The following is a 23,976-nucleotide window of genomic DNA, read 5'->3' on the forward strand; positions in this document are numbered from 1 at the left end:
CCTGCTTTTTTGTTCTTTGAAGTGCCGATGGAGCGCGAGGCTCCGACAGCATCGCTTATTTCCACCAATACTCGACCTGCAATCCGACGTTCGAACCGTGCCGCGCCGTGCCGAAAGCGCCGGTGTCGGATAACGCCGAACCTGCCGCCAGTTCATTGGCCGCCCGTTTGGCCGCCTCGTTCCAGCTGGCATAGGTGTAATACAGGCGCACCTCGGGGCGCGCCCAGAAATCCGGGCCCTTGGGTGACCAGGTCGGGGCGAAGGTGAACTTGCTCAGTTTGCGCGTGCCGCCCGTGGCTTCCACCTGATCGTGGCCCAGTTCGGTCACCAGTTTGATTTGCTCGGTGATCGCATAGGCCGGGCGAACCCCGAGGGAAATCCAGTTCTGGTCGGCGCCGTCGGGACGAATGTCCTTCTGGTAGACCGCCTCGACTTGCCCGCCGAAGCGCGGCGTCACTTGCCAGTCGAAGAACTCCACCACGCGATAGCTTTTACTGCTGTCGTCCAGTTTCACGTTACCGGTATAGCCCAACCCGGTGCCGGGGCCTTCGCCGTACTGAAAGGCCAGTTTGTTCTTGCCGCCCAGAAAGCCCTTCTGCACATGTTGGGTGGTGATCGCCCAACCGCGATGAGCATCACGACTGTCAGGTTTGTCGATGTAGCTCAAACCGAACTCCAGCTCACCGCCAGGGTTGGTATTGAAGCCGGAGACGTTGAAATCGTGACGGTTGATGTAGTCCTTCTGGTACAGGTTGTCCTTGCGCGAGAAGGCGTAGCTGTACTTCAGATCGCCGATCAGCACGTCCTCGATACCGCCGCCGGTGGCGCTCTGGTTCCAGTAGTAAAAGTCGGAAATATGGATGTCATTCCGTTTGTAGTAACGCCGACCGGCCCACAGCGAACCACCATTGAGGCTGGGCATGTTCGACCATTGCGCATACAGCTGCGGCATGCGCACCGAGCCGTTGTCACCGTTGAACGTCAGGTTGCGGTCGTACTGGTTATACAGCGAAGCCATGCCGTCGACACTGAGCACCGAACCGTCGTCCAGCGTGAACAGATCCTGACGCAATTCCAGCTCCGCATACTGTTCACATTCGTTGCCCAACCGGTATTTGGACTGCGCGCCCGGCAATTGAAAGCACGACTGTGAACTGCTGTTGACCGAGGTGCCGACACCGCTACGCAAATAGCCGGCGAACTCCAGCGCCTGGGCCGAGAACGGTAATCCAAGGCACACACCCGCAACTGCAAGACTGCGATTTATTGTTGTTTTCAAGAACCACCTCATTATTTTTATTGTGTGATGCAGCAAAACCAGCGCGCAAAACTCCCCCGCGCAGTGTTCTGCGTGTTGTTCGAAACAGTGTTTTTAAATGTTGGTCAGGTGCAGAACGAACGACTCATAGGGCCTTAAAAAGACCTGCCGATGCCGTGGCGGACAGTCCGGGTAATTGCTGATCACCAGACGTTGTGCCATCGCTTCGCTGATCACCTCCGGCGGCAGTTCAACTTCGCACGGTGTGCCATAAAAGTTATTCAGCACCAGCAAACGCTCACCATTGCCTTCACGCACGTACGCCCAGATTTGCGTGTGTTCAGGCAACAACTGTCGGTACACACCATCGGACATCAGCGCTTCACTGCGGCGCAGGGCAATCAGCTGACGGTAGTGATGCAGCACCGAATCCGGGTCGTCGAGTTGGTGGGCGACGTTGATTTGCGCGGCATTGGCCGGCACTCCGATCCACGGCTCGACAGCGCTGAAACCGGCGTTCGGCTCGGCGCTCCAGTGCATCGGCGTGCGACTGTTGTCCCGGGACTTCTGCATGATCGCCGCCATGTTGTCGGCGTCGCTGGCACCAGCCTCGCGCTTGAGCCGGAAGATGTTCAGAGTCTCGACATCGCGGTACTGATCGATGTGATCGAACCCCGGATTGGTCATGCCCAGCTCTTCACCTTGATACACAAACGGCGTGCCCTGGAGGAAATGCAACGCGGTGCCGAGCATCTTCGCCGATACCACCCGATGCTCGCCGTCATCACCAAACCGCGAAACCACCCGCGGCTGGTCGTGGTTACACCAGAACAGCGCGTTCCAGCCACCGCCGGCCTGCATGCCGGTCTGCCAGTCGGAGAGGATGCGTTTGAGTTCGAGGAAATCGAAATCGGCGCGAATCCACTTTTGCAGGTTTGGGTAATCAACCTTCAAGTGATGAAAGTTGAAAGTCATCGACAGCTCTTTCGACTCCGGCCGCGAGTAGCGAACACAGTGATCCAGACTGGTGGAGGACATCTCGCCGACGTTGATCAGGTCATGACCTTCGAACACTTCGCGGTGCATCTGCTGCAAGTACTCATGGACGTTCGGGCCATCGGTGTAAAAGCGTCGACCGTCAGTGTTGTCCTCAGGGAAATCCGCCGGTTTGGAAATCAGGTTGATCACATCCAGACGGAAACCGCCCACGCCTTTGTCGCGCCAGAACCGCATCATCTTGAAGACTTCAGCGCGCACCTTGGGGTTGTCCCAGTTCAGGTCGGCTTGCGTGTGGTCGAACAAGTGCAGGTAATACTGGCCGGTCTGGGCTTCGTACTCCCAGGCCGAACCGCCGAACTTGGATTCCCAGTTATTCGGCTGGTCGCGCCAGATGTAGAAATCGCGGTAAGGGTTATCGAGACTGCTGCGGGCCTGCTGGAACCAGGTGTGCTCGATCGAGGTGTGGTTGACCACGATGTCGAGCATCAATTTGATCCCGCGCTTGGCGGCCTCGGCGATCAGCAATTCGCAGTCGGCCATGGTCCCGTAACTCGGGTCGATGGCGTAGTAATCGCTGATGTCGTAACCGTTATCGCGCTGGGGTGAACGCAGGAACGGCGTGATCCACAGGCAATCGACACCCAGCCAGTGCAGGTAATCGAGCTTGGCCACGACACCGAGCAAATCCCCTGTGGGGTTGCCGGCGTGGCTGTGAAAGCTCTTCGGGTAGATCTGGTAGATCACCGAACGTTGCCAGTCTTGCATGGCGGGTTCCTTTTTGAATAGGTACTGGCGAATACGATCTGTCAGGCGACCCGATACCCGGGCCGGACAATCTTCATGCTCAACCCGCAGGTCAAAACAAACGGCACGACCATGGCAATCACCATCCCGACCACGAACATCGGAATGAACTGCGGGATGATCGAGATGAAACCGGGCAAGCCGCCAACGCCGATCGCCGAGGCCTGGACCTTGTTCAGCGACAGGAAGATGCAGCCGAGGGCCGAGCCGATCAGGGCCGCATAGAACGGAAACTTGTAGCGCAGGTTGACCCCGAACATCGCCGGTTCGGTGATGCCGAAGTAGGCAGAAATTGCCGAGGTCGAGGCCATGCTTTTGTCCCGCACACTGCGGGTCATGTAGAACACCCCCAGCGCCGCGCTGCCTTGTGCGAGGTTGGACATGACGATCATCGGCCAGATGAACGTGCCGCCCTGGGTGGAGATCAGTTGCAGGTCGACTGCGAGAAACATGTGGTGCATGCCGGTGATCACCAGTGGTGCGTAGAGCAGGCCGAAAATCGCGCCGCCGATCATGGGCGCCAGATCGAACAAGGTGACTACGCCTTCGGTGATGAGAATCCCCAGATGGCGGGTCACCGGGCCAATCACCGCCAACGCCAGCACCCCGGTGACGACGATGGTAGTGATCGGCACCACCAGCAATTGCACCGCGTTAGGCACCCGTGCCCGCAGCCATTTCTCGATGACGCTCATCACGTAAGCGGCCAGCAGGATCGGCAGGATTTGCCCCTGGTAACCGACTTTCTCGATCTGGAACATCCCGAGGATGTCGAAGTACGGCAGACTCTGCCCCTCAAGCCCGGCCACCGCCTTGCCGTAGTTCCAGGCGTTGAGCAGATCCGGGTGCACCAGCATCAGGCCAAGCACGATGCCAAGGATTTCGCTGCCGCCGAATCGCTTGGCCGCCGACCAGCCCACCAGCGCCGGGAGGAACACGAACGACGTGTTGGCCATCAGGTTGATCAGGCTCCAGAGCCCGTCAAGCGTCGGGTAAGCCTCCAGCAGAGTCTTGCCCTCGATGAACATGCCCTTGGCGCCGATCAGGTTGTTGATGCCCATCAGCAGGCCGGCAATGATCAGCGCCGGCAGAATCGGCATGAACACGTCGGAAAACACCCGCACCAAGCGCTGCATCGGGTTGATCTTGTCGGCGCTTTTCTGTTTGACGTCAGCGATGGTCGAGGCGGCGAGACCGGTTTGCCGACGCAGCTCGGCGTAGACCTTTTCCACTTCGCCGGGACCGATCACCACCTGGAACAAGCCGCCGGTATAGAACGAGCCCTTGACCAGATCGATCTGGTTCAGCGTGGCGCTGTTGACCAGGCTCGGGTCCTTGAGGGCCAGGCGCAGCCGTGTGACACAGTGCGCGGCCTGCTCGAGGTTGTCGCTGCCACCGAGGCTGTGCAGCAGCTCGGTAGCGATATTCGGATAGTCATGGCTCATGCTTGTTCTTCCGCTGTGGTTTTTTGTTATTGGCAGCACGCCGAAGCGAAAAGTACTCGTCTGTACGAGTTATTGCAACAACTCGTACAGACGAGTTTGGTTTTGTTTATCCTGAACCCGACAGGCGGCGACATTTCCTACCTCTGAAGTCAAAGAAACCCAAAGCCGCATGGACAAACCCCTACCCTGCCCTTAAGGTTCAAAACCTTGAGTACAGCGCGGCACAGAGCCATCCCCATGAGTAAATACAACCAGATCTACAGCGATCTGCTTGCCAGCATCACCACCGAACGTCTGGAACGCGGCGCCCGATTGCCATCCGAAACCGAACTGATGGACAGCTATCAGGCCAGTCGCGGCACCGTGCGCAAGGCCATCGAGCAACTGCAGGAGCGCGGTTTCGCCCAGAAAATCCACGGTAAAGGCACCTTCGTGCTGTCGACCAACCCGATCGAATTTCAACTCGGCGGCATCGTCAGCTTCCAGGAAACCTACCCGCGGCTGGGCAACGACGTCAGCACCGAGGTGGTCGAGTTCACCCAGATCCCCCTCGAAGGCCCGCTGCTCGAACACATCAAGGCTGCAGAAGGCAGCCTGATCACGCGCATCAAGCGCGTGCGCCGGATCGACGGCAAACGCGTGATCCTGGACATCAACCATTTCGTCAGCGACGTGATTCCCGGCCTGTCCCGCGACATCGCCGAGCACTCGATCTACGCCTTCATCGAGCAAACCCTGCAACTGCAAATCGCCTACGCCCAGCGCACCATTGAAGCGGTGCCGCGCAGCAAGGACGACCAGCAACACCTGGACCTTGACGGTCAGAGCCATGTAATCGTGGTCAGTAATCAGACGTTCCTGCAGGACGGGAGGCAGTTCGAGTACACCGAGTCGCGGCATACGCTGGATAAGTTTTACTTTTCGGATGTAGCCAGGCGCTGACCCTGCACGGTCGCATATCGCGTTTGGGCATAGCTGCGTAGTGCACTCGCCCGCATGGGCCTGACACTCCAGAGACGTCTGTCAGTTTAAACACCCACAACTTCAGCCATTCGTCACAGGAGTGATGATCGGCTGGAGCTGTTTTCTTACAGCCCTCGTCCATCGCCCCTGACTCCGATAGCTCCCGATCCTACAGATGCCAGCGAGCTGACTCGCCATAGTGCCCATGACGCCTATCCGATTTCTCAAGGAGCGAGAAATGAACCCAGCTGAATCAATTACCCCGTCCCTGTTGCCGAATCCAGCCGACGAGCAATCTCTGAAAGCGCTGGTGCTGCCTTTTACCGAGGCTTGCCCTGATATGCATGCGATGTCCTACGAAGTCGCAAAGGGCATACTCGAAAAACATGGAATCAAAGGCATCGACCCGGACAAGGTCTGGTGGCACCGTTTCGATAATGTATCGGTCAGCAGCACCAAGGCTTTCCTGGGCTGGGAGCGTTATCCCAAACCCTGCGAATCGTTGACCTTGCCGCAATTGGTCGTCCAGCGATTCCGCCTCAGCGATCAGGAAGACCCTGGCATGCCGGATGGCGACGGCGGCTTCTACAGCGAAGGCCCGCACGCCTCCATTTTCAACGAAACCAACGAAGTCCGAATGTACCCCAGGGATGTCCTGAAGGACTTCTGGGCCCTCAACTTCAGCCAGTCCTACCGAGATAAAATGGAGCGTTTCTGGCCCCTCCATTCGGACGACTTTCGTACCCTGGCCAAACTCAATTTCCTGGTGCAGGCGCTGGACGAACACAACGGGGCTCGACTGAACAACGAAAACCTCAAGACCGTGATCAAAGCCGTGGCCGGCAATGTGAGCTGGCCGGTGAGCCTGGACATGCTGCAAACGCAGGCACCGACCGCGGACGGATTACGGGTGTGCGCGTTGGATATAGGGGGTTATCAGGCCAGCGACATCCTGTGCATCACCGACCGCAACGGCGTGAATATTCTTTACACACCGGGTGAAACCAAAACCTTTCACATCTTTTCCACCCTGCTCGATTTTCATTGGTGGCTGCTGCTGCAAAACAACTTTGCGGAAAATCGGGCGCGATTCATGAGCCATTTCCCGCTGTCCGCCCAACAGGCGGACGACGAAAAAATCGGTCTGAACGCCACGATCGACCTGCTCTACACCACATGGGGTGCCTACGACCATCACTTGATCAATCAAAACGCCGAGCCAATCACCGGCGATGTTTTCAGCTGGCTGCGAGACTCGGTGAAGGCTCGTATGTACAGTGATGCGGATCTGTCCCTGCATTCCAACGGACAACTGCGCAAAAAGATGTGGATTGGCTATCTGAACGCGTTTGTTCACCTCTTCGGCTCAATGGCCGGTCTTGGATGGCCGGTGGCACTGGCTGCCGTTGGCGCTGGCATTGCCGACATGGGTTTGAACATTGATCAGGCGATCAACGGCAGCACCAAGGCCGAGCGCAAGGCCGGAGTCGTTGGCGCCATCTCCAGCGGTATCGAAACCCTGTTCAACCTGCCTTTCCTGCGTGGAGCAACGGAACTTGCCGAAGTGGGCGAAGCCAGCGAAACCTTCAGTCCGCAGGACAGCGTCACCGAAACTATCGATGAAGGACGAGCCCACCCATCAGGCATACCACCCATTGCCCGATTCGCTCCTGGCCCAGCCTATGCGGAGCAAGGCGCGGAGCTGCTGTCATCCTTCGAAACCAATGAAGTGCTGGATGGCTTGTCACCCATCAGCGAGGAGGGCAAGTTCGCGGGTATCTATCAGCCATCAAGCGGCGGCAGCTATGTGCTGATCAGCGACAGTTACTACCTCGTACGCTATGTCGAGGCATTGAAAACCTGGGTCATCATTGACCCAGCCAACCCCTACTCGTTCTATCGCAGCCTGCCCATTCGCCTGGATGCAACCGGAGAATGGCAACCCATCAACCGTCCGGGCCTGTTCGGCGGTGGCAAATTCGACGGGCTATGGCCATGGGGCCGTGATGGCACTCCTCTGCCGGACATCGACAGCCCGTCCAGCGCATACGATATGCCGCAGGCCTCGCGCGAACAGCTCAAAGACCTCGCCCAAGGGGGGGGAAGCAAGTACGACCTCAAAGACTACACCGCCAGCCTGCCCAAGCCTGACGGCAGCAATCCCGTTGCCGACTTCAAGGCCATGCGCAAAACCCTGTACCAGGATGCCACGACGTTCTTCGAGTCAAACACCCCGCCAGTCAGGCCCGAAATCCCTGCTCTGCCAGCCCGCCTGCCCAACAAGGACATCATCAAGAAGCTGTTTCGCCTGACATCTGGACTGGTTGTCGGTGAGAGCCATTCAAGTGTGGCGAGCAAACAGTTCCTGATCGAAAACATGGAGGTGCTGAGCAAGCAAAAGGTCAAGACGCTCTACATGGAGCACTTGCTGACCGACTTTCACCAGGCCGACCTGGATGTCTTCAACCGAACGGGGACGATGTCCGAAAATCTGGAGAATTACCTGAAAATTCAGGATCGAGGGCACGGCACCGACTCCAGCGGTCAGTTCACATTTCTGGAAGTGGTCAAGGCGGCCCGCCGAAGCCATATCCGGGTACAGGCCATTGATTGCATGGCTAGCTACCGGAGCACGGGAATGACCGGTGTAGAACCCGACTTTCGACAAAGGATGATGAATTTTTTTGCCCATCAGGTCATCAGCGCCGATCAGGCTGCCCGAGGTGCTCATCGCTGGGTCGCGCTTATGGGGGACAGTCACGCCAGCACATGGCGAGGCGTGCCCGGTATCAGTGAACTGGAAGGTGGCATCAGTTTGCGCATCGAAAGTACCGATGCCGGCACAGCGAGGGGTATCGAAGTGGACCCGGGGCGGGTTCCAACCGATAACTTCGGACGACCACTGGCCAGCGTCAAAAGTGATCTGCGTCTGCAATTGGATACACCGCCCAGTGTTACGCTGGCCGAAAATTTGGAAAAAGGTCTGCGCAACACCGGTGATTGCGTGGTGATGAATATCGATAACCGGGCCATGCTCATTCATCGCAGCAGCGATGGTTCTATCGTTCGTACACCGATCCAGCGCGACCATGGCTCATTCTATGTTGAACGCCCCAAATGGCCGTCCATCAGTGGCCGACGCTACCCCAGCATTGTGGACTTCTCGACGGCATTGAGGCTCATAGGCCTCAAACCCGTCCAGGTAGCAGGTTCCTGATACGCAAAAGGCCCCGTGAACTGGCGTTCACAGGGCCTTTCAGGTGCTACGGACGATCAGTTGAAACGGGGATCACACCCTCTTTATCAACTGGTGATAAAAATTCAAAATAATCAGCAAATTAGAACTGATCCAACACTTCATTAGAAGGCTACAGGAATAGCCCAAGCGTCGAACGCCTCTGCACGGCGCCCCTGTGCTTCAAATTACCCCCTCGACTTAATTCGAAACGCTGCTTGCCCACTGCGACAGAAATGCGGCCACTCGTTCCTCAATGCGGCTCTCGACGGTTCGCAAACGCAACAAGGGCATATCACACTTGCGCAGGATGCTGTTTTTCAAGACATCCCGTTCCGCCTGATCCGGTTTGTCATGTTCGCCCCCATCGACCTCTATCACACCCAGCGGCTTTTTTCCTACTTTGTAATAGAGCACGAAATCGCAACTGGCGTGGTTTCTCATGAATGCCAGCTCCCGCGTTGTCAGGCCCGCGCAGGCTGTCGAGACCAACTGAATCAGCGCGATCTGAGAGTGGAACGTGATCCCCTGGAACGCATCCTGATCCAGCGCCTCACGCAGTATCTGCGCCACGATCTGCTCGGATCTATATCGGGAGTCATTCCGTCGCAACCGGGCCTTGAGCCGTTCGAGCGATTGGTCGTATTCCTTGTAGAGCAGGTCGAAGGCCGAGATCACCGTTGCGCGGTGCAGTTGCCCTTCTTCCGCGTAGTATTCGATGTAGCGAACCAGCGCCGCGATGTGCCCGTTGTTCTTCGTGAAGACGTCGTCTCCCGTGACCAGGGTGAAGCGATGCTTGGCGCGGGATACCGCCACATTGACCATGCGTGGATCGTCCACGAATGTCAGGAATTTTGGGGTAATGCTCTTTTTGTCCAGCACTGTTGAAAAGACTATCTCGTCGCACTCACGCCCCTGGAACTTGTGCACGGTGTCATTGACGAAGTCGGCCGGCAAAACCGTTCCCGAAAGCGTCGCTTGAGCCCTGAAAGGCGCGATGAAGCCCCGACCGTCCTCACCCTCCCAGGCACTTTCGCCCTCTCCTTCAAGCATCGCCATCAACGAATCCAGCTCGCGAAGGTTGGTGGTCTTTCGCGTGTGGTTGCCCTTGGCAGTGACCAGCAAAGACAACGGCTTTTCACCGCTGTCTTTGGTCATCGGTACCAGTTGGTTGTCGTAGAACTGCTGATTGCAGAACTGAATGATTCGCGGGTGGCAACGATAGTGCTCTTTGAGCAACGTCGTCGGGATCGAACCATTGAACACACTGATGCACGAATCTAGCAGGCTGTGCTTCTCGCAATCGTAGTGATCCTTGGGCGCCGCCATACCTAACGTTGCCGGAATGTGCGCCAACTGTTTTCTATCGCCCACAATGATCAGGTTCTTTGCGCAACCAAGTGCCAATATTCCCGGAATGATGTCCTGTTGCGAGGCCTCGTCGATGATGACGTAGTCGAGCATCGCGCCGCTTTCGAGCGAGTTGATGATCGAGTGCGTGCTACTGGAAATGATCGGATAGCGCTTCAGGAACCCATCCAACTTGCGTTTGTAAGTCTTGGCATCAAAGGGGTCAGGGTTCGGCACATGCTGATGCAGGTGCTGCTTGAGGTACTTCATCGAAGCGCTCGTCAGCTCTTCCAGCAACGCTTGGTAACTGCCAAGTCGTAACGCTTGCTGATGGCTGGTCAATGCTGCCTGCTTTTCCTGCAAAACCTTGTCGTAGTAATGAAGCTGCAGGGCATAGAAAGTCGATTTGCGCTTTTCCCAATTATCGAATGGCTTCATGCGCAAAATTCGGAAATTGAACAGCATCTCGATTCTGTCCTTGATCCTGACGCGGCCGCCAGCCATATGTGTCAGGTAAGCCATCAAATCAGCGGACTTTTGCGGGGAGAGCTTGTACTTGTCCAAGTCCGGCATTTGCACGCCGTTGTCCTGCTGCCATTGCCGCAGATAACGCCGCTCCACCTCAAGCTCATCGATCTCAATCTGCAACTGCGCCACCGCGTTGCGGGCACTCAGAAACCCCTTGAGCTGTTGCAACACGACCTGAATACGCTCCATTGAAGGAGCGGCTTCGGGAACCGCCGAAGGTCGAGGACGCGGATCGGCGAAGAATGCCGCACGGTTCTCGCTGCTGCCCAAACTGGCAACAAGATAATCCAGCCCGGACTTACCCAGTTTTTCGCAGACATTCGCAACGGCCGAATTGTTGTTGGACACCACCGCCACGTTTTTCCCACGCAACAGGATGTTGGCGACGATGTTCAAAATGGTCTGAGTCTTGCCAGTACCGGGTGGCCCCTCGATCAAACTGATCTGCGAGGTGAAGGCCTTCTCCACGGCCTGAAGCTGACTTTCATTGATACCAAAAGGAAAGATGAAATGACCGACCTGTTCTTGCTGAGCGTTCTTCCCGGTGCAGTAGGCGTGCAATGCAGTATCCGCGCATGAAGATATTGCGCTTAGCTGGCGCAGCACATTTTCAGCGATCACTTTGTCCGCAGGCTTCACAGCCTGTTCGACTCGACTATTGGCGACGGAAAGGAAATAGCTGTAGGTCGGCTCATCCTTCATCTTTGTAGGGGGGAAAAGCTCGATAGTGTCCATCTTGAACAGGTAACGCGCCGTACTTCCCGAATACTGTACAACGGCATATTTCTCGCCGTAGATCGCAGCTTTCTCAATGGGACTTGTTACTGAGCTGCCTTTCTTACGCAGAAGCTGGTCTTTCAACTCTCGGGTCGGAATGACTTCGCAGTCCCCGAGCGAATAAGGAACGCGCTCGCCGGATAGACCGCGACAAGTCAGCACGAACTCACCGTGGCCGTCACTCCTTATCGTCCAGTCACTGATCTGCTCAGCGTCGTCTTTACCCCTGACGTAAATAGAAACCATATATCCCTTATGCAGGCCCGTTCAAAGCCTGTCCACATCCATGTAGTCGGAATCCGAATTCACTGCCCCGGCAAAATTGACACTATTTTTTGTTCGAGCACCAGCTTCCGGTCAGTACGCAGGATACACAGATGTAAACATTTCCTGCAGATGCAACAAGGGCGCCTTACGGCGCCCTTGTTATTCAACTCACTCCCACTCAATCGTCGCCGGCGGCTTGCTCGACACGTCATAGGTGACGCGGGAGATGCCTTCGATTTCATTGATGATGCGGCCGCTGACGGTTTCCAGCAGTTCGTAAGGCAGGTGTGCCCAACGCGCGGTCATGAAGTCGATGGTTTCCACGGCACGCAGGGCAACGACCCAGGCGTAACGACGGCCATCGCCGACAACGCCAACCGATTTCACCGGCTGGAATACCACGAACGCCTGGCTGACCTTGTGGTACCAGTCGGCCTTGCGCAGTTCTTCGATGAAGATGTGGTCGGCACGACGCAGCAGGTCGGCGTATTCCTTCTTCACTTCACCGAGGATCCGCACGCCCAGGCCCGGACCCGGGAACGGGTGACGGTAGACCATGTCGTACGGCAGGCCGAGTTCCAGGCCCAGACGACGGACTTCGTCCTTGAACAGCTCGCGCAGCGGTTCAACCAGCTTGAGGTTCATTTCTTCCGGCAGGCCGCCCACGTTGTGGTGCGACTTGATCACGTGTGCCTTGCCGCTTTTCGCGCCAGCCGACTCGATCACGTCCGGGTAGATGGTGCCTTGGGCCAGGTACTTGATGTTATCCAGCTTGCAGGATTCGGCATCGAACACGTCGATGAAGGTACGGCCGATGATCTTGCGCTTCTTCTCCGGGTCCGACTCACCCGCCAAGTTACCGAGGAACTGCTCTTCGGCGTTGGCGCGGATCACTTTGACGCCCATGTTCTCGGCGAACATGGCCATCACTTGCTCGCCTTCGTGCAGACGCAGCAAGCCGTTGTCGACGAATACGCAGGTCAGCTGATCGCCAATGGCCTTGTGCAGCAGCGCGGCAACCACCGAGGAGTCCACGCCGCCGGACAGGCCGAGCAGAACGTTGTCGGTGCCGACCTGGGCGCGGACCTGGGCGATGGCGTCTTCGGCAATCTTCGATGGCGTCCACAGCGCTTCACAGCCACAGATGTCGAGGATGAAGCGCGACAGGATGCGACCGCCCTGCTTGGTGTGGGTCACTTCCGGGTGGAACTGCACGCCGTAGTAGGCACGGTCATCGTTGAACATGCCGGCAATCGGGCAGCTCGGGGTGCTGGCCAGGATGTGGAAGTCTTCCGGCATCTTGGTGACTTTGTCACCGTGGCTCATCCATACGTCGAGGCCGAACAGGCCATCGGCGTCGATGTGGTCTTCGATGCCGTCGAGCAGGCGGCTCTTGCCGACCACGTCAACACGGGCGTAACCGAACTCACGCAGGTCGGAACCTTCAACCTTGCCGCCCAGTTGCTCGGCCATGGTCTGCATGCCATAGCAGATACCGAAGACTGGCACGCCCAGGTCAAACACCGCTTGCGGGCAGCGAGGGCTGTCAGCTTCGTGCACGGACTCGGGGCCGCCGGCGAGGATCACACCTTTTGGAGCGAATTCGCGAATGGCTTCCTCGTCCATGTCGAACGGATGCAGTTCGCAGTAAACACCGATTTCACGCACGCGGCGGGCGATCAGTTGGGTGTACTGGGAACCGAAGTCGAGGATCAGGATGCGGTGAGCGTGAATGTCGAGGGCCATGATTCAGTCTCGTCTAAGTAATTCAGAAACAGTCGTGATTCAGAAACAACTCGGGGCTGAATAGAACAGCCCCGGTTGCTTAACGATTTGCTTGAAGCCTCAACCTACGCGGTAGTTTGGCGCTTCTTTGGTGATCTGTACGTCGTGAACGTGGGACTCGGCCATGCCAGCGCCGGTGATCCGCACGAACTCAGGCTTGGTGCGCATTTCTTCGATGTCGGCGCTGCCGGTGTAACCCATCGAGGAACGCAGGCCGCCCATCAGTTGATGGATGATGGCGCTCAGGGTGCCCTTGTAAGGAACACGCCCTTCGATGCCTTCCGGAACCAGCTTCTCGGCACCCGCGGAGGAGTCCTGGAAGTAACGGTCGGAGGAACCTTGAGCCTGGGACATGGCGCCCAGCGAACCCATGCCGCGATAAGCCTTGTACGAACGGCCCTGGAACAGTTCGATCTCGCCTGGCGCTTCTTCAGTACCGGCGAACATCGAGCCCATCATCACGCAGGAGGCACCGGCCACGATGGCCTTGGACAGGTCACCGGAGAAACGGATGCCGCCGTCGGCGATCAACGGAACACCGGTGCCCTCAAGGGCAGCGGCAACGTTGGCGATGGCACTGATTTGCGGGACGCCGACACCGGCGACGATACGGGTGGTGCAGATCGAGCCTGGGCCGATACCGACCTTGACTGCGTCAGCGCCGGCTTCGGCCAGGGCCTTGGCGGCAGCGCCGGTGGCGATGTTGCCGCCGATGACCTGCACTTCAGGGAAGTTCTGCTTGACCCAGCGAACGCGGTCGATCACACCTTTGGAGTGACCGTGGGCAGTGTCGACCACCACCACGTCAACACCAGCATGGACCAGGGCAGCTACACGGTCACCGGTGTCTTTACCGGTACCGACTGCAGCGCCAACGCGCAGACGACCTTGATCGTCCTTGCTGGCCAGCGGATAAGCCTTGGCTTTTTCGATGTCGTTGACAGTCATCATGCCTTTGAGGGCAAATTTGTCGTCGACGATCAGCACGCGCTCGATGCGGTGCTTGTGCAGCAATTCACGCACATCGTTCTTGTTGGCGCCTTCCTTGACCGTGACCAGACGCTCTTTAGGCGTCATCACTTCACGGACGCTGACGTCCATGCGGTTTTCGAAACGCACGTCACGGGAAGTGACGATGCCGACCAGGTCGCCATCGTGCAGTACCGGAACGCCGGAGATGTTGTGCAGGCGGGTCAGTTCGAACAGTTCACGCACCGTGGCATCGGCCTCGATGGTGATCGGGTCCTTGACCACACCGGCTTCGTAACGCTTGACCTTGCGCACTTCGGCAGCTTGCTGCTCGATGGTCATGTTCTTGTGGATGATGCCGATGCCACCTTCCTGAGCCATGGCGATTGCCAGACGGGCTTCAGTAACGGTGTCCATAGCGGCGGAAACCAGTGGAATATTCAGCTCGATGCCACGGGTAAGGCGGGTCTTGAGACTGACTTCGTTAGGAAGCACCTCGGAATAACCGGGCACTAGGAGAATGTCGTCGAATGTCAGAGCTTCTTGGCTGATACGCAGCATCGCGGGGGCTCCCGAGCGGGAAAATGGAAGCGCGCCATTATAGTCAGACACCCTCTCGGGTTCAATGTAAAACTCTGTCTATTATTGGCATTACTGACATACGGAGAAACATTGTCCCCCGTAGGGGACCGACGCCGGCATTTAGAGTTCGACTTTGACCCAACTCACGGGCTGATCCAGCCAATCGGCAAACTCATCGATAAAGTCCTGCTTGAACCCGGCCTCGAGCCAATTGTTGAAGATGAACCCCAGGTTGGAAAAGCCGCATTCCTGCAAAAACAGAAAGCCGTTGATGTCGTCTTCATGCCCGCACTCAGGGCAGGTGAAGTTATCGGTGCGCCCCGGCATCCAGTCTTCCAGGCTTTCGAACAGCGCTTCGCCGATCTCCTTGCGGCACTCGGCGCAGCCGGCTTCTTCGAGAAAACCCTTGGCCGGTGTATAGATGCAACGCTTGGTGATGATCTCCAGCCCATTGATCGGCTCGCCGAACGGCAGCGCTTCAGGGTGCAGGACCACGGCGCGAGCGCCGTCGGCGATGGCGTGGGCCATGTGATTGCCGGTGCGGCCACAGGTGGTCAGCTCTTCTTTAATAATGTTCTTGCGCACCAGCCACCGCACGACCGCCCGGGCCCGGGGTTCGTGTACCGGCAGTGTGGAGATTTTCGGGACGATGATGCTTTGCGAATTCATGGTGCAAGCCTACTGCGTCAAATGGATGTTGCTGCGATGCGCCGATTGTCAGGGCGGCCGGCAGCTTAATCCCTGACGAAATCCGGTCAAGTACTCAAATAACGCCCAATCAAGGCAATCCCGCTGGCCAGCACCAGCCAGGTCACCAGCCGCACAAAGGCCTCACGGGACAACTTCATGATCAACCGCCGACCGATCCACAGCCCCAACGCCATCGCCGGCAACAAACACAGCGCCAATACCAACAAGGGTAGCTCGGCATACACACCGGCGACGGCAAACAGGCTCAAACGCACCACGGTGCTGCAACTGATCAGCGCACTCTGGGTGGCTCGGGCCTCATCTTTGGGTAAGCGACTGTTCAAATAGATCGCATATAGCAAGCCGCCGCTGCCAAACAGCGCCCCGAACATCCCGCCCACCGTGCCCATCGGCACCGCCCACCCGGCGGATAATTGTGTCGGACGGGTTTTGATCCACAGGCTGTAAATCGCATAGGCGCTGATAAACAGCCCCATCAATAGCAGCAATACATCGGATTTCAGGTTCAGCAGAAAAATCACCCCCAATGTGCAACCCACCGCCATGCACGGCAGCAGTCGCAGCAACTCGGACCGCTCCACATCTCGGCGCGAGGGCAGCAGATTGCCGAACGCTGCGACGAAATCCAGCAGCACCAGCAGCGGCACGATTTTCGACAGTGGCATGAACAGAATCAGAATCGGCCCCGCCACCAGCGCGGTGCCAAAACCGGCAATGCCGAACACGATGTAGGCCAGGGCAACACCCAATCCGATCACCAACCAATCCACCGCACCCCACGGCCATTGGTTTAACAACTCCAACACATTCATCGACACAGTTCCTTTTATTCCTGTGATGACTTTAGCCAGCGCCGGGCGTTGCGACTAATATCTTCAAAATCGACCACCCATCTCAAAAAGGCATATCTGGTGCTTTCAACCCGCCAATTGCGTTACTTCGTGGAAATCGCCGAGAGCGGTAGCTTCAGCGCGGCGGCCGAACGACTGTTTATTGCTCAATCGGCCTTGAGCCGGCAGATCAAGGACATGGAAAACCGCCTGCAAACGCCGCTGTTCGAACGCACCGCCCGCCAGCCCCGCCTGACGGCAGCGGGTGAAGCCTTTTTGCCTCGGGCCAGAAACCTGCTGAACGAACTGACCAAGGCCAGCGAAATGGCCACTCAAGTGGGCACTGGTCAACTGGGCGTCTTGCGCCTGAGCCATTCCAGCACCGTGCCCATGAGTGGTCGACTGCTGCGCGGGATCAGCGTTTATCTGGATCTGCATGCCGGTGTGTCGATGGACATCGTCAAGCTGTCCTCCGAGGCACAACTGGAAGAGTTGGCCGAAGGTCGCCTCGATGTGGGTCTGTTGCGCCTGCCGGTGCTGCGTCAGCGTGAAGGGGTGCAGATTGTTCCGCTGTACAGCGAACGTCTGTTGCTGGCGGTGCCGCCGAATCATTGGCTGGCTGTGGACAAGTCCACGCACGGCATCGATCTGGCACAGTTGAAAGATGAAGCGTTTATTTCCATCCCTCATCCACAGCGTGGCGGCCTGAGCTATCTATCTGCCGAGTTGTGCATGCGCCAAGGGTTCTTTCCCCGGGCGGCTCGGGTGGTGTCACGCAAAACCACGCAACTGCAATTGATCCAGGCCGGGTTCGGCATCGCGCTGTTACCGGAATCGATGCAGGACATTGCGCCGCCAGATATCCATTTTCTCCCCTTGGCCGATCCGGATTGCTACAGCACCGTCGCCCTCGCCTGCCGGCAAGATCCTACCGCGCTGGTTCAGCAATTCGTCGAACACTTCACTCGATTGCCGTAGCAATGCCCGCTCCCACAAGGGATTTACACTGGCTCATGGAGATTGATCGCCGAATGCCTTTAAACTGCGCCCCATGATTAAAGATCCCTTTGCAAGACTCGGCCTGGACCGGGAAGTCCTGACTGTCAGCCAGCTCAACGGCCGCGCGCGGGTGTTGCTCGAAGACGTGTTCAGCAACATCTGGGTCGAAGGCGAAATCTCCAACCTCGCCCGCCCGGCGTCCGGCCATGTGTACTTCACCCTCAAGGACAGCGGCGCCCAGGTGCGTTGCGCACTGTTCCGGCAGAACGCGGCACGGGTTCGCCAGGCGCTGAAGGATGGCCTGGCGGTCAAGGTCCGTGGCAAGGTTTCGCTGTTTGAAGGCCGTGGTGACTACCAACTGATTCTCGACACCGTGGAGCCGGCCGGTGATGGCGCCCTGCGTCTGGCCTTCGATGCATTGAAGGAAAAACTCAGCGCCGAAGGCCTGTTCAGTGCCGAGCGCAAAGTGCCATTGCCGGCTCATCCACAACGCATCGGCATCATCAGTTCACCCACCGGCGCGGTGATACGCGACATCATCAGCGTATTCCGCCGCCGTGCGCCGCAGGTGCAACTGACGCTGATCCCCACCGCCGTACAAGGCCGCGAAGCCACCGCGCAAATTGTCCGCGCGCTGAAGCTGGCGGACGCCCGTGGTTTCGATGCGTTGATCCTGGCCCGTGGCGGCGGCTCGCTGGAAGACCTCTGGTGTTTCAACGAAGAGGCCGTGGCCCGCGCCGTGGATGCCTGCGTGACGCCGATTGTCAGTGCCGTCGGCCATGAAACCGACGTATCGATCAGCGACTTCGTGGCCGACGTTCGTGCCCCGACGCCGTCCGCCGCCGCCGAACTGCTGGCGCCGGACTCCAGCGATCTGGTGCGTCGGGTCGAAAGCCTGCACCGACGACTGGTGATGCGCATGCGTGACCGCTTGATGCGCGATCGGCTGCGTCTGGAAGGCATCTCTCGCCGCTTGCGCCATCCCGGCGAACGCCTGCGTCAGCAAGCGCAACGCCTGGATGATCTGGACATGCGCCTGCGCCGCGCCTTCGAACGTAGCCTCAATACCCGTCGCGAACGTTTGATCCGCCTGGAAACCCGTCTCGCCGGGCAACATCCCGGACGACAACTGGCGATGCTTCGCCAGCGCCTCGACAGCCTCGCCGAGCGCCTGCCTCGGGCCATGCGCGAAGGGCTTAAATCCCGTCGCCTGCAATTGCAAAGTCAGATGCAGACGCTGCATGTGGTCAGCCCGTTGGCGACCCTCGCTCGTGGCTACAGCATTCTGCTGGACGAGCGCGGCAACGCGATCCGCAGCGCCGCGCAAACCCACACCGGCCAGCGCCTGAAAGCCAAACTCGGCGACGGCGAGCTGCAAGTGCGGGTCGAAGACAATCACCTGACGCCTGTCACCCTTTCTTTACTGGATTGATCCATGCCGCGTTTTCTCGCTCCGCTGCTGTTGCTGTGCCTGACCTTCAACGCCCACGCCGACAGTTACATCACCCGCCTGTTGAACAAACCGGTGCCGGGTGGCGTGGCCGTGGTGGATCTGGGCAGCTCCGCCCAGGCACCGAAAGCCAGTTATCAAGGCAAACCCGTATTGGTGGTCAAGGAGCAGAACAACTGGCTGGCCATCGTCGGCGTGCCGCTGACGGTCAAACCGGGCAGCCAGTCGCTGAGCAGCGGTGGTCGCAACCTGAGCTTCACCGTCGGCAACAAGAAATACCCGGAGCAGCACATCACCCTGAAGAATACGCAGCAGGTCAATCCGAACCCGGCGAATCTCAAGCGCATCGAGGGCGAGTTGGCCGAGCAGATCCAGGCTTACCGCAGCTTCAGCCCGAATACTCCGAGCAACCTGTTGCTGGACAAACCGGTCAATGGGCCGTTGTCGAGCAAGTTCGGGGTGCGCCGCTTCTTCAATGGCGAAGAACGCAATCCCCACGCGGGTTTAGACTTTGCCGTACCCGCCGGAACGCCGATCAAAACCCCGGCCGCCGGCAAGGTAATCCTGATCGGGAATTACTTCTTCAACGGCAATACGGTATTCGTCGACCATGGCCAGGGCTTTATCAGCATGTTCTGCCACATGTCGAAGATCGACGTGAAAGTCGGCCAGCAACTGGCGCGTGGTGAGGTGGTCGGGAAAGTCGGCTCAACTGGCCGCGCGACCGGGCCGCATATGCACTGGAACGTCAGCCTGAACGATGCGCGGGTGGACCCGGCGATTTTCATTGGTGCGTTTCAGCCATAAGCAGTGGTTGAGGTTGATGGCCTCTTCGCGGGCAAGCCTCGCTCCTACAGTTTTCGGGTGACCGCAACACAAATCTGTAGGAGCGAGGCTTGCCCGCGAAGGCGATGTCACAGGCGCCGCTGACCTGAACTACACCGCCAACCTCCAATTGCGCATCACTCAAACCTCTCGCAAAAATAAAAACAATCGCTGCCATTCCAAGCAATAAAATCGCGACAAACTATATTTTTCGACTATTCCTCTCAAAGTTTTTCGACTGCTTGCCATCCTTTCCCCCCGCGGTTAGGGTTGAAGACATGAAAACCTCTCACACCCTCATTCAGCTCCGCCAGCACCGCAGCCTGTGCCTCGTCAGTGCACGACTGCCAGGCTGAATCGCGGTGCCTCGTCTGATGCTTTACCAGAACATTTGATCCACCGGCAGGCCGCCTTTTTTCGGCCCACACAATAAGGATTTTCCGATGAGCATGCTCAAAGACCCGTCTTCGAAATACCGCGCGTTTCCGACTATCAACCTGCCGGACCGCACCTGGCCGTCGAAGACCATCACTGCAGCGCCGATCTGGTGCAGCTCGGACCTTCGCGACGGCAACCAGTCGCTGATCGAGCCAATGGACGCAGTCAAGAAGCTGCGTTTCTGGAAGACCCTGGTGCAGGTCGGCGTGAAAGAAATCGAAGCCTCGTTCCCGGCGGCTTCGCAAACCGACTTCGACTTCGTGCGTACCCTGATCGAAGGCGGCCACATCCCGGACGACACTACCATTCAGGTGCTGACCCAAGGCCGTGAAGACCTGATCGCGCGCACCTTCGAATCCCTGCGCGGTGCCAAGAAGGCCATCGTTCACCTGTACAACGCGACCTCCCCTTCCTTCCGCCGCATTGTCTTCAACCAGGACAAGGACGGGATCAAGGCCATCGCCGTGAACGCCGCCAAGCTGTTCGTCAAATATGCAGCCCAGCAGCCGGACACCGAGTGGACCTTCGAATACTCGCCAGAAACCTTCAGCGCCACCGAACTGGAATTCGCCAAGGAAGTCTGCGACGCGGTGATCGAGGTGTGGAACCCTACGCCTGAGCACAAGGTGATCCTCAACCTGCCCGCCACCGTCGAATGCGCGACCCCGAACATCTATGCCGACCAGATCGAATGGTTCGGTCGTCACATCAACCGTCGTGACAGCGTGATTATCAGCCTGCACACCCACAACGACCGTGGCACTGGCGTGGCCGCCACCGAACTGGGCCTGATGGCCGGCGCCGACCGTGTCGAAGGCTGCCTGTTCGGCAACGGCGAGCGTACCGGTAACGTCGATCTCGTCACCGTGGCGTTGAACCTCTACACCCAGGGTGTCAACCCTGAGCTGGATTTCTCCGATATCGACGGCGTACGCAAAGTCGTCGAAGAGTGCAACCAGATTGCGGTGCACCCACGTCACCCATACGTCGGCGACCTGGTTCACACCGCGTTCTCCGGCTCGCACCAGGATGCGATTCGCAAGGGCTTCGCCCAGCAGCAACCGGACGCCCTGTGGGAAGTGCCGTACCTGCCGATCGACCCGGCCGACATTGGCCGTAGCTACGAGGCAGTGATTCGCGTCAACAGCCAGTCGGGCAAGGGCGGTATCGCTTACCTGCTGGAGCAGGAATACGGCATCAGCTTGCCACGCCGTATGCAAATCGAGTTCAGCCAGGTCGTGCAGCGTGAAACCGATCGCCTGGGCCTGGAGATGACCGCCCAGCAGATCCACGCGCTGCTGCACAGCGAGTACTTGCAGGCCAACACCCCGTACGCGCTGGTCAGCCATCGCTTGCAGGAAGAAAACGGTCACAGCGCCGTGGAAGTCGAAGTCTCCAGCAAAGGTCAGGGCGAAACCAACCTGCACTGGCGCGGCAAGGGCAACGGTGCCCTGGAAGCACTGGTGGCCGGCCTGCCGATCCCGGTTGAGATCATGGACTACAACGAACACGCCATCGGCGCGGGCACCAATGCCAAGGCTGCGGCCTACATTGAGCTGCGGGTGAATGGTGAACGTGCGGTGCATGGCGTCGGCATCGACGAAAACATCACCACTGCCAGCTTCAAGGCCCTGTTCAGCGCACTGAACCGCTCCCTGAGCCAGCCGGAAGCGAAAGCGGCGTAAGCTCCGCTGCAATGCAAAAGGCCCCGGGGTGAGAACCTCGGGGCCTTTTTTGTTGATCAACGATCGATCAGGTGAACTCGAAGGTATCCGCATCCAGATTCGCCGGGAACCGTGTGCGATATGCCGCCAGTTCCGCCGCGTCCAGCACGACCTTGAACACACCATCGGCATCACCTGCACCGAGCAGCGTCTCGCCCTGAAAATCCAGGACCTGACTGTCACCGGTATACGCAAAGCCTTTGCCATCGGTACCGATACGGTTCACCGCCGCCACATAGCAGAGGTTTTCGATCGCCCGTGCCGGCAGCAATCGGTTCCAGTGCTGACGCCGTGCGCCCGGCCAGTTGGCGGTGTACAGCAGCAAGTCAGTGTCTTGCGGATCACGACTCCAGACCGGGAAGCGCAGGTCGTAGCAAATCAGCGGCCGTACTCGCCACCCCTTCAATTCGAACTGCACCTGACGCTCGCCCGGGGTGTAGTGGTTGTTCTCCCCCGCCATGCGGAACAAGTGACGCTTGTCGTAGTGCCACACCTCCCCGTCCGGCCGTGCCCACAACAGACGGTTGCGATAGCTGCCGTCAGCCGCCTGGACGATGATGCTGCCGGTCACCACCGCGCCCAGCTTCGCTGCCTGAGCCCGCATCCATTTACTGGTGGGGCCATTTTCCGGCTCGGCGAGGGCTTCCGACTCCATGGAGAAACCGGTGGTGAACATCTCCGGCAGGATGATCAGGTCCGCGCCACGAGCCTGTTCCAGCAGCGGCTCGAAATGCTCCAGATTGGCCTGACGATCGTGCCAGGCCAGGGTGGTCTGGATCAGCGCAAGATTCAGATTGGGCAGAGTACTCAGATCACGCATAGTTTTGCCGCTGCTTCACGCAGGGTCTCCTCACGCTTGGCAAAGCACAGACGCACCAGGCGCTGGCCTTCAGGTGGAGTCTGGTAGAACACCGAGATCGGAATGCTCGCGACGCCATGCTCGCGGGTCATCCACAGCGCCATCTCGACGTCATTGAGGTCCGGGCGAATCTGCGAGTAATCGACCAACTGGAAATAAGTACCGGCCACGCGGGTAAAACTGAAGCGCGACGGCGTCAGCAGATCGCAGAACAGATCACGCTTGGCCTGATAGAAGCCCGGCAGCTCTTCGACGTGTTCCGGGTGCTCGGCCATGTAATCGGCCAACGCGTACTGCAACGGCGTCACGCCGCAGAAACTGACGTACTGGTGCACCTTGCGCAGCTCCGCGCTAAGGGCCGGCGGCGCCACGACATAACCGGTTTTCCAACCGGTGACGTGGTACGTCTTGCCGAACGAACTGACCACGAAAGCGCGCTGATACAACTCTTCATGGGCCAATACACTGGCGTGAGACACACCGTCGAACACCAGGTGTTCGTAGACTTCGTCGCTGATCACATAGATGTCGCGGTCGCGGATCAATGCCGCCAACTGATCCAGCTCGGCACGGCTGATCAGCGCACCGCTTGGGTTGTGCGGGGTATTGAGGATGATCATCCGCGTGCGCGGGCTCAGGGCTTCGGCGAGCTTCTGGAAGTCGATGGCGAAGTCCTTCAGGCCGAGTTGCACATGCACACAGCGACCACCGGCCAGCTCGACCGAGGGCTCGTAGCTGTCGTAGCACGGATCGAACACGATCACTTCATCGCCGCTGTGGATCACCGCCTGAATCGCGCAGAAGATCGCCTGGGTCGCGCCGGGGGTGACCGTCACTTCGCTGTCGGCATCAACATGCGCGCCGTAGCTGCGAGCGATCTTCGCCGCGATCTGCTGACGCAACGCCGGCAAGCCGGTCATCGGCGAATATTGATTGTGGCCACTGGCGATATGCCGACCGACCGCATCGCGCAGGGCCTGCGGACCGTCGAAATCGGGAAAACCCTGGGACAGATTGATCGCCCCGGTTTGCGCCGCGAGCTGAGACATCTGCGTGAAGATAGTGATGCCGACATTCGGCAGCTTACTGGTGATCATCGGTGATTCCCTGGGCTACACCCGGCTCTAACGACGGCACGGGAGAGCCCGAGGATAGCCCAAACGACGCCCATAAAAAAA

General features: G+C 58.5%; 16 protein-coding genes. 6 read left to right on the plus strand and 10 right to left on the minus strand.

The annotated features are described in order from the left end of the window. Nucleotides 1-55: 55 nt before the first annotated feature. From AC30D7_RS20715 to treP, 3 genes are all read right to left on the minus strand, one after another. Nucleotides 56-1,279 (minus strand): maltoporin, encoded by a 1,224-nt coding sequence (locus AC30D7_RS20715; RefSeq protein ID WP_490135298.1) that lies wholly within the window; start codon nucleotides 1,277-1,279, stop codon nucleotides 56-58. 93 nt (nucleotides 1,280-1,372) lie between these two features. Next, nucleotides 1,373-3,022, minus strand: a complete 1,650-nt coding sequence (gene treC / locus AC30D7_RS20720) for an alpha,alpha-phosphotrehalase (protein ID WP_490135299.1) — start codon at nucleotides 3,020-3,022, stop codon at nucleotides 1,373-1,375. A gap of 41 nt (nucleotides 3,023-3,063) precedes the next feature. Next, nucleotides 3,064-4,506, minus strand: coding sequence for a PTS system trehalose-specific EIIBC component (gene treP, locus AC30D7_RS20725; protein WP_490135300.1), 1,443 nt, complete (start codon nucleotides 4,504-4,506; stop codon nucleotides 3,064-3,066). Nucleotides 4,507-4,743: 237 nt separating this feature from the next. Here treP and treR point away from each other — a divergent pair, with 237 nt between their 5' ends. Continuing rightward, nucleotides 4,744-5,448, plus strand: a complete 705-nt coding sequence (gene treR / locus AC30D7_RS20730) for a trehalose operon repressor (RefSeq protein WP_490135301.1) — start codon at nucleotides 4,744-4,746, stop codon at nucleotides 5,446-5,448. Between the two features lie 259 nt (nucleotides 5,449-5,707). Beyond that, nucleotides 5,708-8,686 (plus strand): membrane-targeted effector domain-containing toxin, encoded by a 2,979-nt coding sequence (locus tag AC30D7_RS20735; RefSeq protein WP_490135302.1) that lies wholly within the window; start codon nucleotides 5,708-5,710, stop codon nucleotides 8,684-8,686. Between the two features lie 219 nt (nucleotides 8,687-8,905). Here the strand turns inward: AC30D7_RS20735 and AC30D7_RS20740 are convergent, their stop codons facing one another. The 5 genes from AC30D7_RS20740 to AC30D7_RS20760 form a co-directional block, all read right to left on the minus strand. Then, nucleotides 8,906-11,605: an AAA domain-containing protein gene (locus AC30D7_RS20740; RefSeq protein ID WP_490135303.1), complete on the minus strand. Its 2,700-nt coding sequence runs from the start codon at nucleotides 11,603-11,605 to the stop codon at nucleotides 8,906-8,908. 189 nt (nucleotides 11,606-11,794) lie between these two features. Beyond that, nucleotides 11,795-13,372, minus strand: coding sequence for a glutamine-hydrolyzing GMP synthase (guaA, locus tag AC30D7_RS20745; RefSeq protein ID WP_064620114.1), 1,578 nt, complete (start codon nucleotides 13,370-13,372; stop codon nucleotides 11,795-11,797). A 99-nt stretch (nucleotides 13,373-13,471) separates the two neighbouring features. Continuing rightward, entirely contained in the window at nucleotides 13,472-14,941 is a 1,470-nt protein-coding gene (gene guaB / locus AC30D7_RS20750; protein WP_018927050.1) for an IMP dehydrogenase, read from the minus strand. A 141-nt stretch (nucleotides 14,942-15,082) separates the two neighbouring features. Continuing rightward, nucleotides 15,083-15,631, minus strand: a complete 549-nt coding sequence (locus AC30D7_RS20755) for a hypothetical protein (protein ID WP_018927051.1) — start codon at nucleotides 15,629-15,631, stop codon at nucleotides 15,083-15,085. 86 nt (nucleotides 15,632-15,717) lie between these two features. Continuing rightward, nucleotides 15,718-16,485, minus strand: coding sequence for a sulfite exporter TauE/SafE family protein (locus tag AC30D7_RS20760; protein WP_490135304.1), 768 nt, complete (start codon nucleotides 16,483-16,485; stop codon nucleotides 15,718-15,720). A gap of 99 nt (nucleotides 16,486-16,584) precedes the next feature. Between AC30D7_RS20760 and AC30D7_RS20765 the strand changes: the two genes are divergently transcribed. The 4 genes from AC30D7_RS20765 (at nucleotide 16,585) to leuA (ending at nucleotide 21,900) form a co-directional block, all read left to right on the plus strand. Then, nucleotides 16,585-17,481: a LysR family transcriptional regulator gene (locus AC30D7_RS20765; RefSeq protein ID WP_490135305.1), complete on the plus strand. Its 897-nt coding sequence runs from the start codon at nucleotides 16,585-16,587 to the stop codon at nucleotides 17,479-17,481. A 73-nt stretch (nucleotides 17,482-17,554) separates the two neighbouring features. Further along, entirely contained in the window at nucleotides 17,555-18,934 is a 1,380-nt protein-coding gene (xseA, locus tag AC30D7_RS20770; protein WP_018927054.1) for an exodeoxyribonuclease VII large subunit, read from the plus strand. Nucleotides 18,935-18,937: 3 nt separating this feature from the next. After that, nucleotides 18,938-19,759: a peptidoglycan DD-metalloendopeptidase family protein gene (locus AC30D7_RS20775; RefSeq protein WP_490135306.1), complete on the plus strand. Its 822-nt coding sequence runs from the start codon at nucleotides 18,938-18,940 to the stop codon at nucleotides 19,757-19,759. Between the two features lie 461 nt (nucleotides 19,760-20,220). Next, nucleotides 20,221-21,900 (plus strand): 2-isopropylmalate synthase, encoded by a 1,680-nt coding sequence (gene leuA, locus AC30D7_RS20780; RefSeq protein WP_018927056.1) that lies wholly within the window; start codon nucleotides 20,221-20,223, stop codon nucleotides 21,898-21,900. Nucleotides 21,901-21,967: 67 nt separating this feature from the next. Here the strand turns inward: leuA and AC30D7_RS20785 are convergent, their stop codons facing one another. Both AC30D7_RS20785 and AC30D7_RS20790 read right to left on the minus strand, forming a co-directional pair. Continuing rightward, nucleotides 21,968-22,759: an amidohydrolase gene (locus tag AC30D7_RS20785; RefSeq protein WP_490135307.1), complete on the minus strand. Its 792-nt coding sequence runs from the start codon at nucleotides 22,757-22,759 to the stop codon at nucleotides 21,968-21,970. Beyond that, nucleotides 22,747-23,895, minus strand: a complete 1,149-nt coding sequence (locus AC30D7_RS20790; RefSeq protein WP_019581055.1) for a pyridoxal phosphate-dependent aminotransferase — start codon at nucleotides 23,893-23,895, stop codon at nucleotides 22,747-22,749. The genes AC30D7_RS20785 and AC30D7_RS20790 overlap by 13 nt, the downstream gene beginning before the upstream one ends. Nucleotides 23,896-23,976: the final 81 nt, after the last annotated feature.

The sequence above is a fragment of the Pseudomonas sp. DF5 genome, from assembly GCF_058148225.1.

Bases quoted from the DNA above. Each gene is read 5' to 3' on its own strand.
- treC (WP_490135299.1), bottom strand. From the start codon at position 3,022: ATGCAAGACTGGCAACGTTCGGTGATCTACCAGATCTACCCGAAGAGC.
- treP (WP_490135300.1), bottom strand. From the start codon at position 4,506: ATGAGCCATGACTATCCGAATATCGCTACCGAGCTGCTGCACAGCCTC.
- treR (WP_490135301.1), top strand. From the start codon at position 4,744: ATGAGTAAATACAACCAGATCTACAGCGATCTGCTTGCCAGCATCACC.
- AC30D7_RS20735 (WP_490135302.1), top strand. From the start codon at position 5,708: ATGAACCCAGCTGAATCAATTACCCCGTCCCTGTTGCCGAATCCAGCC.
- AC30D7_RS20740 (WP_490135303.1), bottom strand. From the start codon at position 11,605: ATGGTTTCTATTTACGTCAGGGGTAAAGACGACGCTGAGCAGATCAGT.
- guaA (WP_064620114.1), bottom strand. From the start codon at position 13,372: ATGGCCCTCGACATTCACGCTCACCGCATCCTGATCCTCGACTTCGGT.
- guaB (WP_018927050.1), bottom strand. From the start codon at position 14,941: ATGCTGCGTATCAGCCAAGAAGCTCTGACATTCGACGACATTCTCCTA.
- AC30D7_RS20755 (WP_018927051.1), bottom strand. From the start codon at position 15,631: ATGAATTCGCAAAGCATCATCGTCCCGAAAATCTCCACACTGCCGGTA.
- AC30D7_RS20760 (WP_490135304.1), bottom strand. From the start codon at position 16,485: ATGAATGTGTTGGAGTTGTTAAACCAATGGCCGTGGGGTGCGGTGGAT.
- xseA (WP_018927054.1), top strand. From the start codon at position 17,555: ATGATTAAAGATCCCTTTGCAAGACTCGGCCTGGACCGGGAAGTCCTG.
- AC30D7_RS20775 (WP_490135306.1), top strand. From the start codon at position 18,938: ATGCCGCGTTTTCTCGCTCCGCTGCTGTTGCTGTGCCTGACCTTCAAC.
- leuA (WP_018927056.1), top strand. From the start codon at position 20,221: ATGAGCATGCTCAAAGACCCGTCTTCGAAATACCGCGCGTTTCCGACT.
- AC30D7_RS20785 (WP_490135307.1), bottom strand. From the start codon at position 22,759: ATGCGTGATCTGAGTACTCTGCCCAATCTGAATCTTGCGCTGATCCAG.
- AC30D7_RS20790 (WP_019581055.1), bottom strand. From the start codon at position 23,895: ATGATCACCAGTAAGCTGCCGAATGTCGGCATCACTATCTTCACGCAG.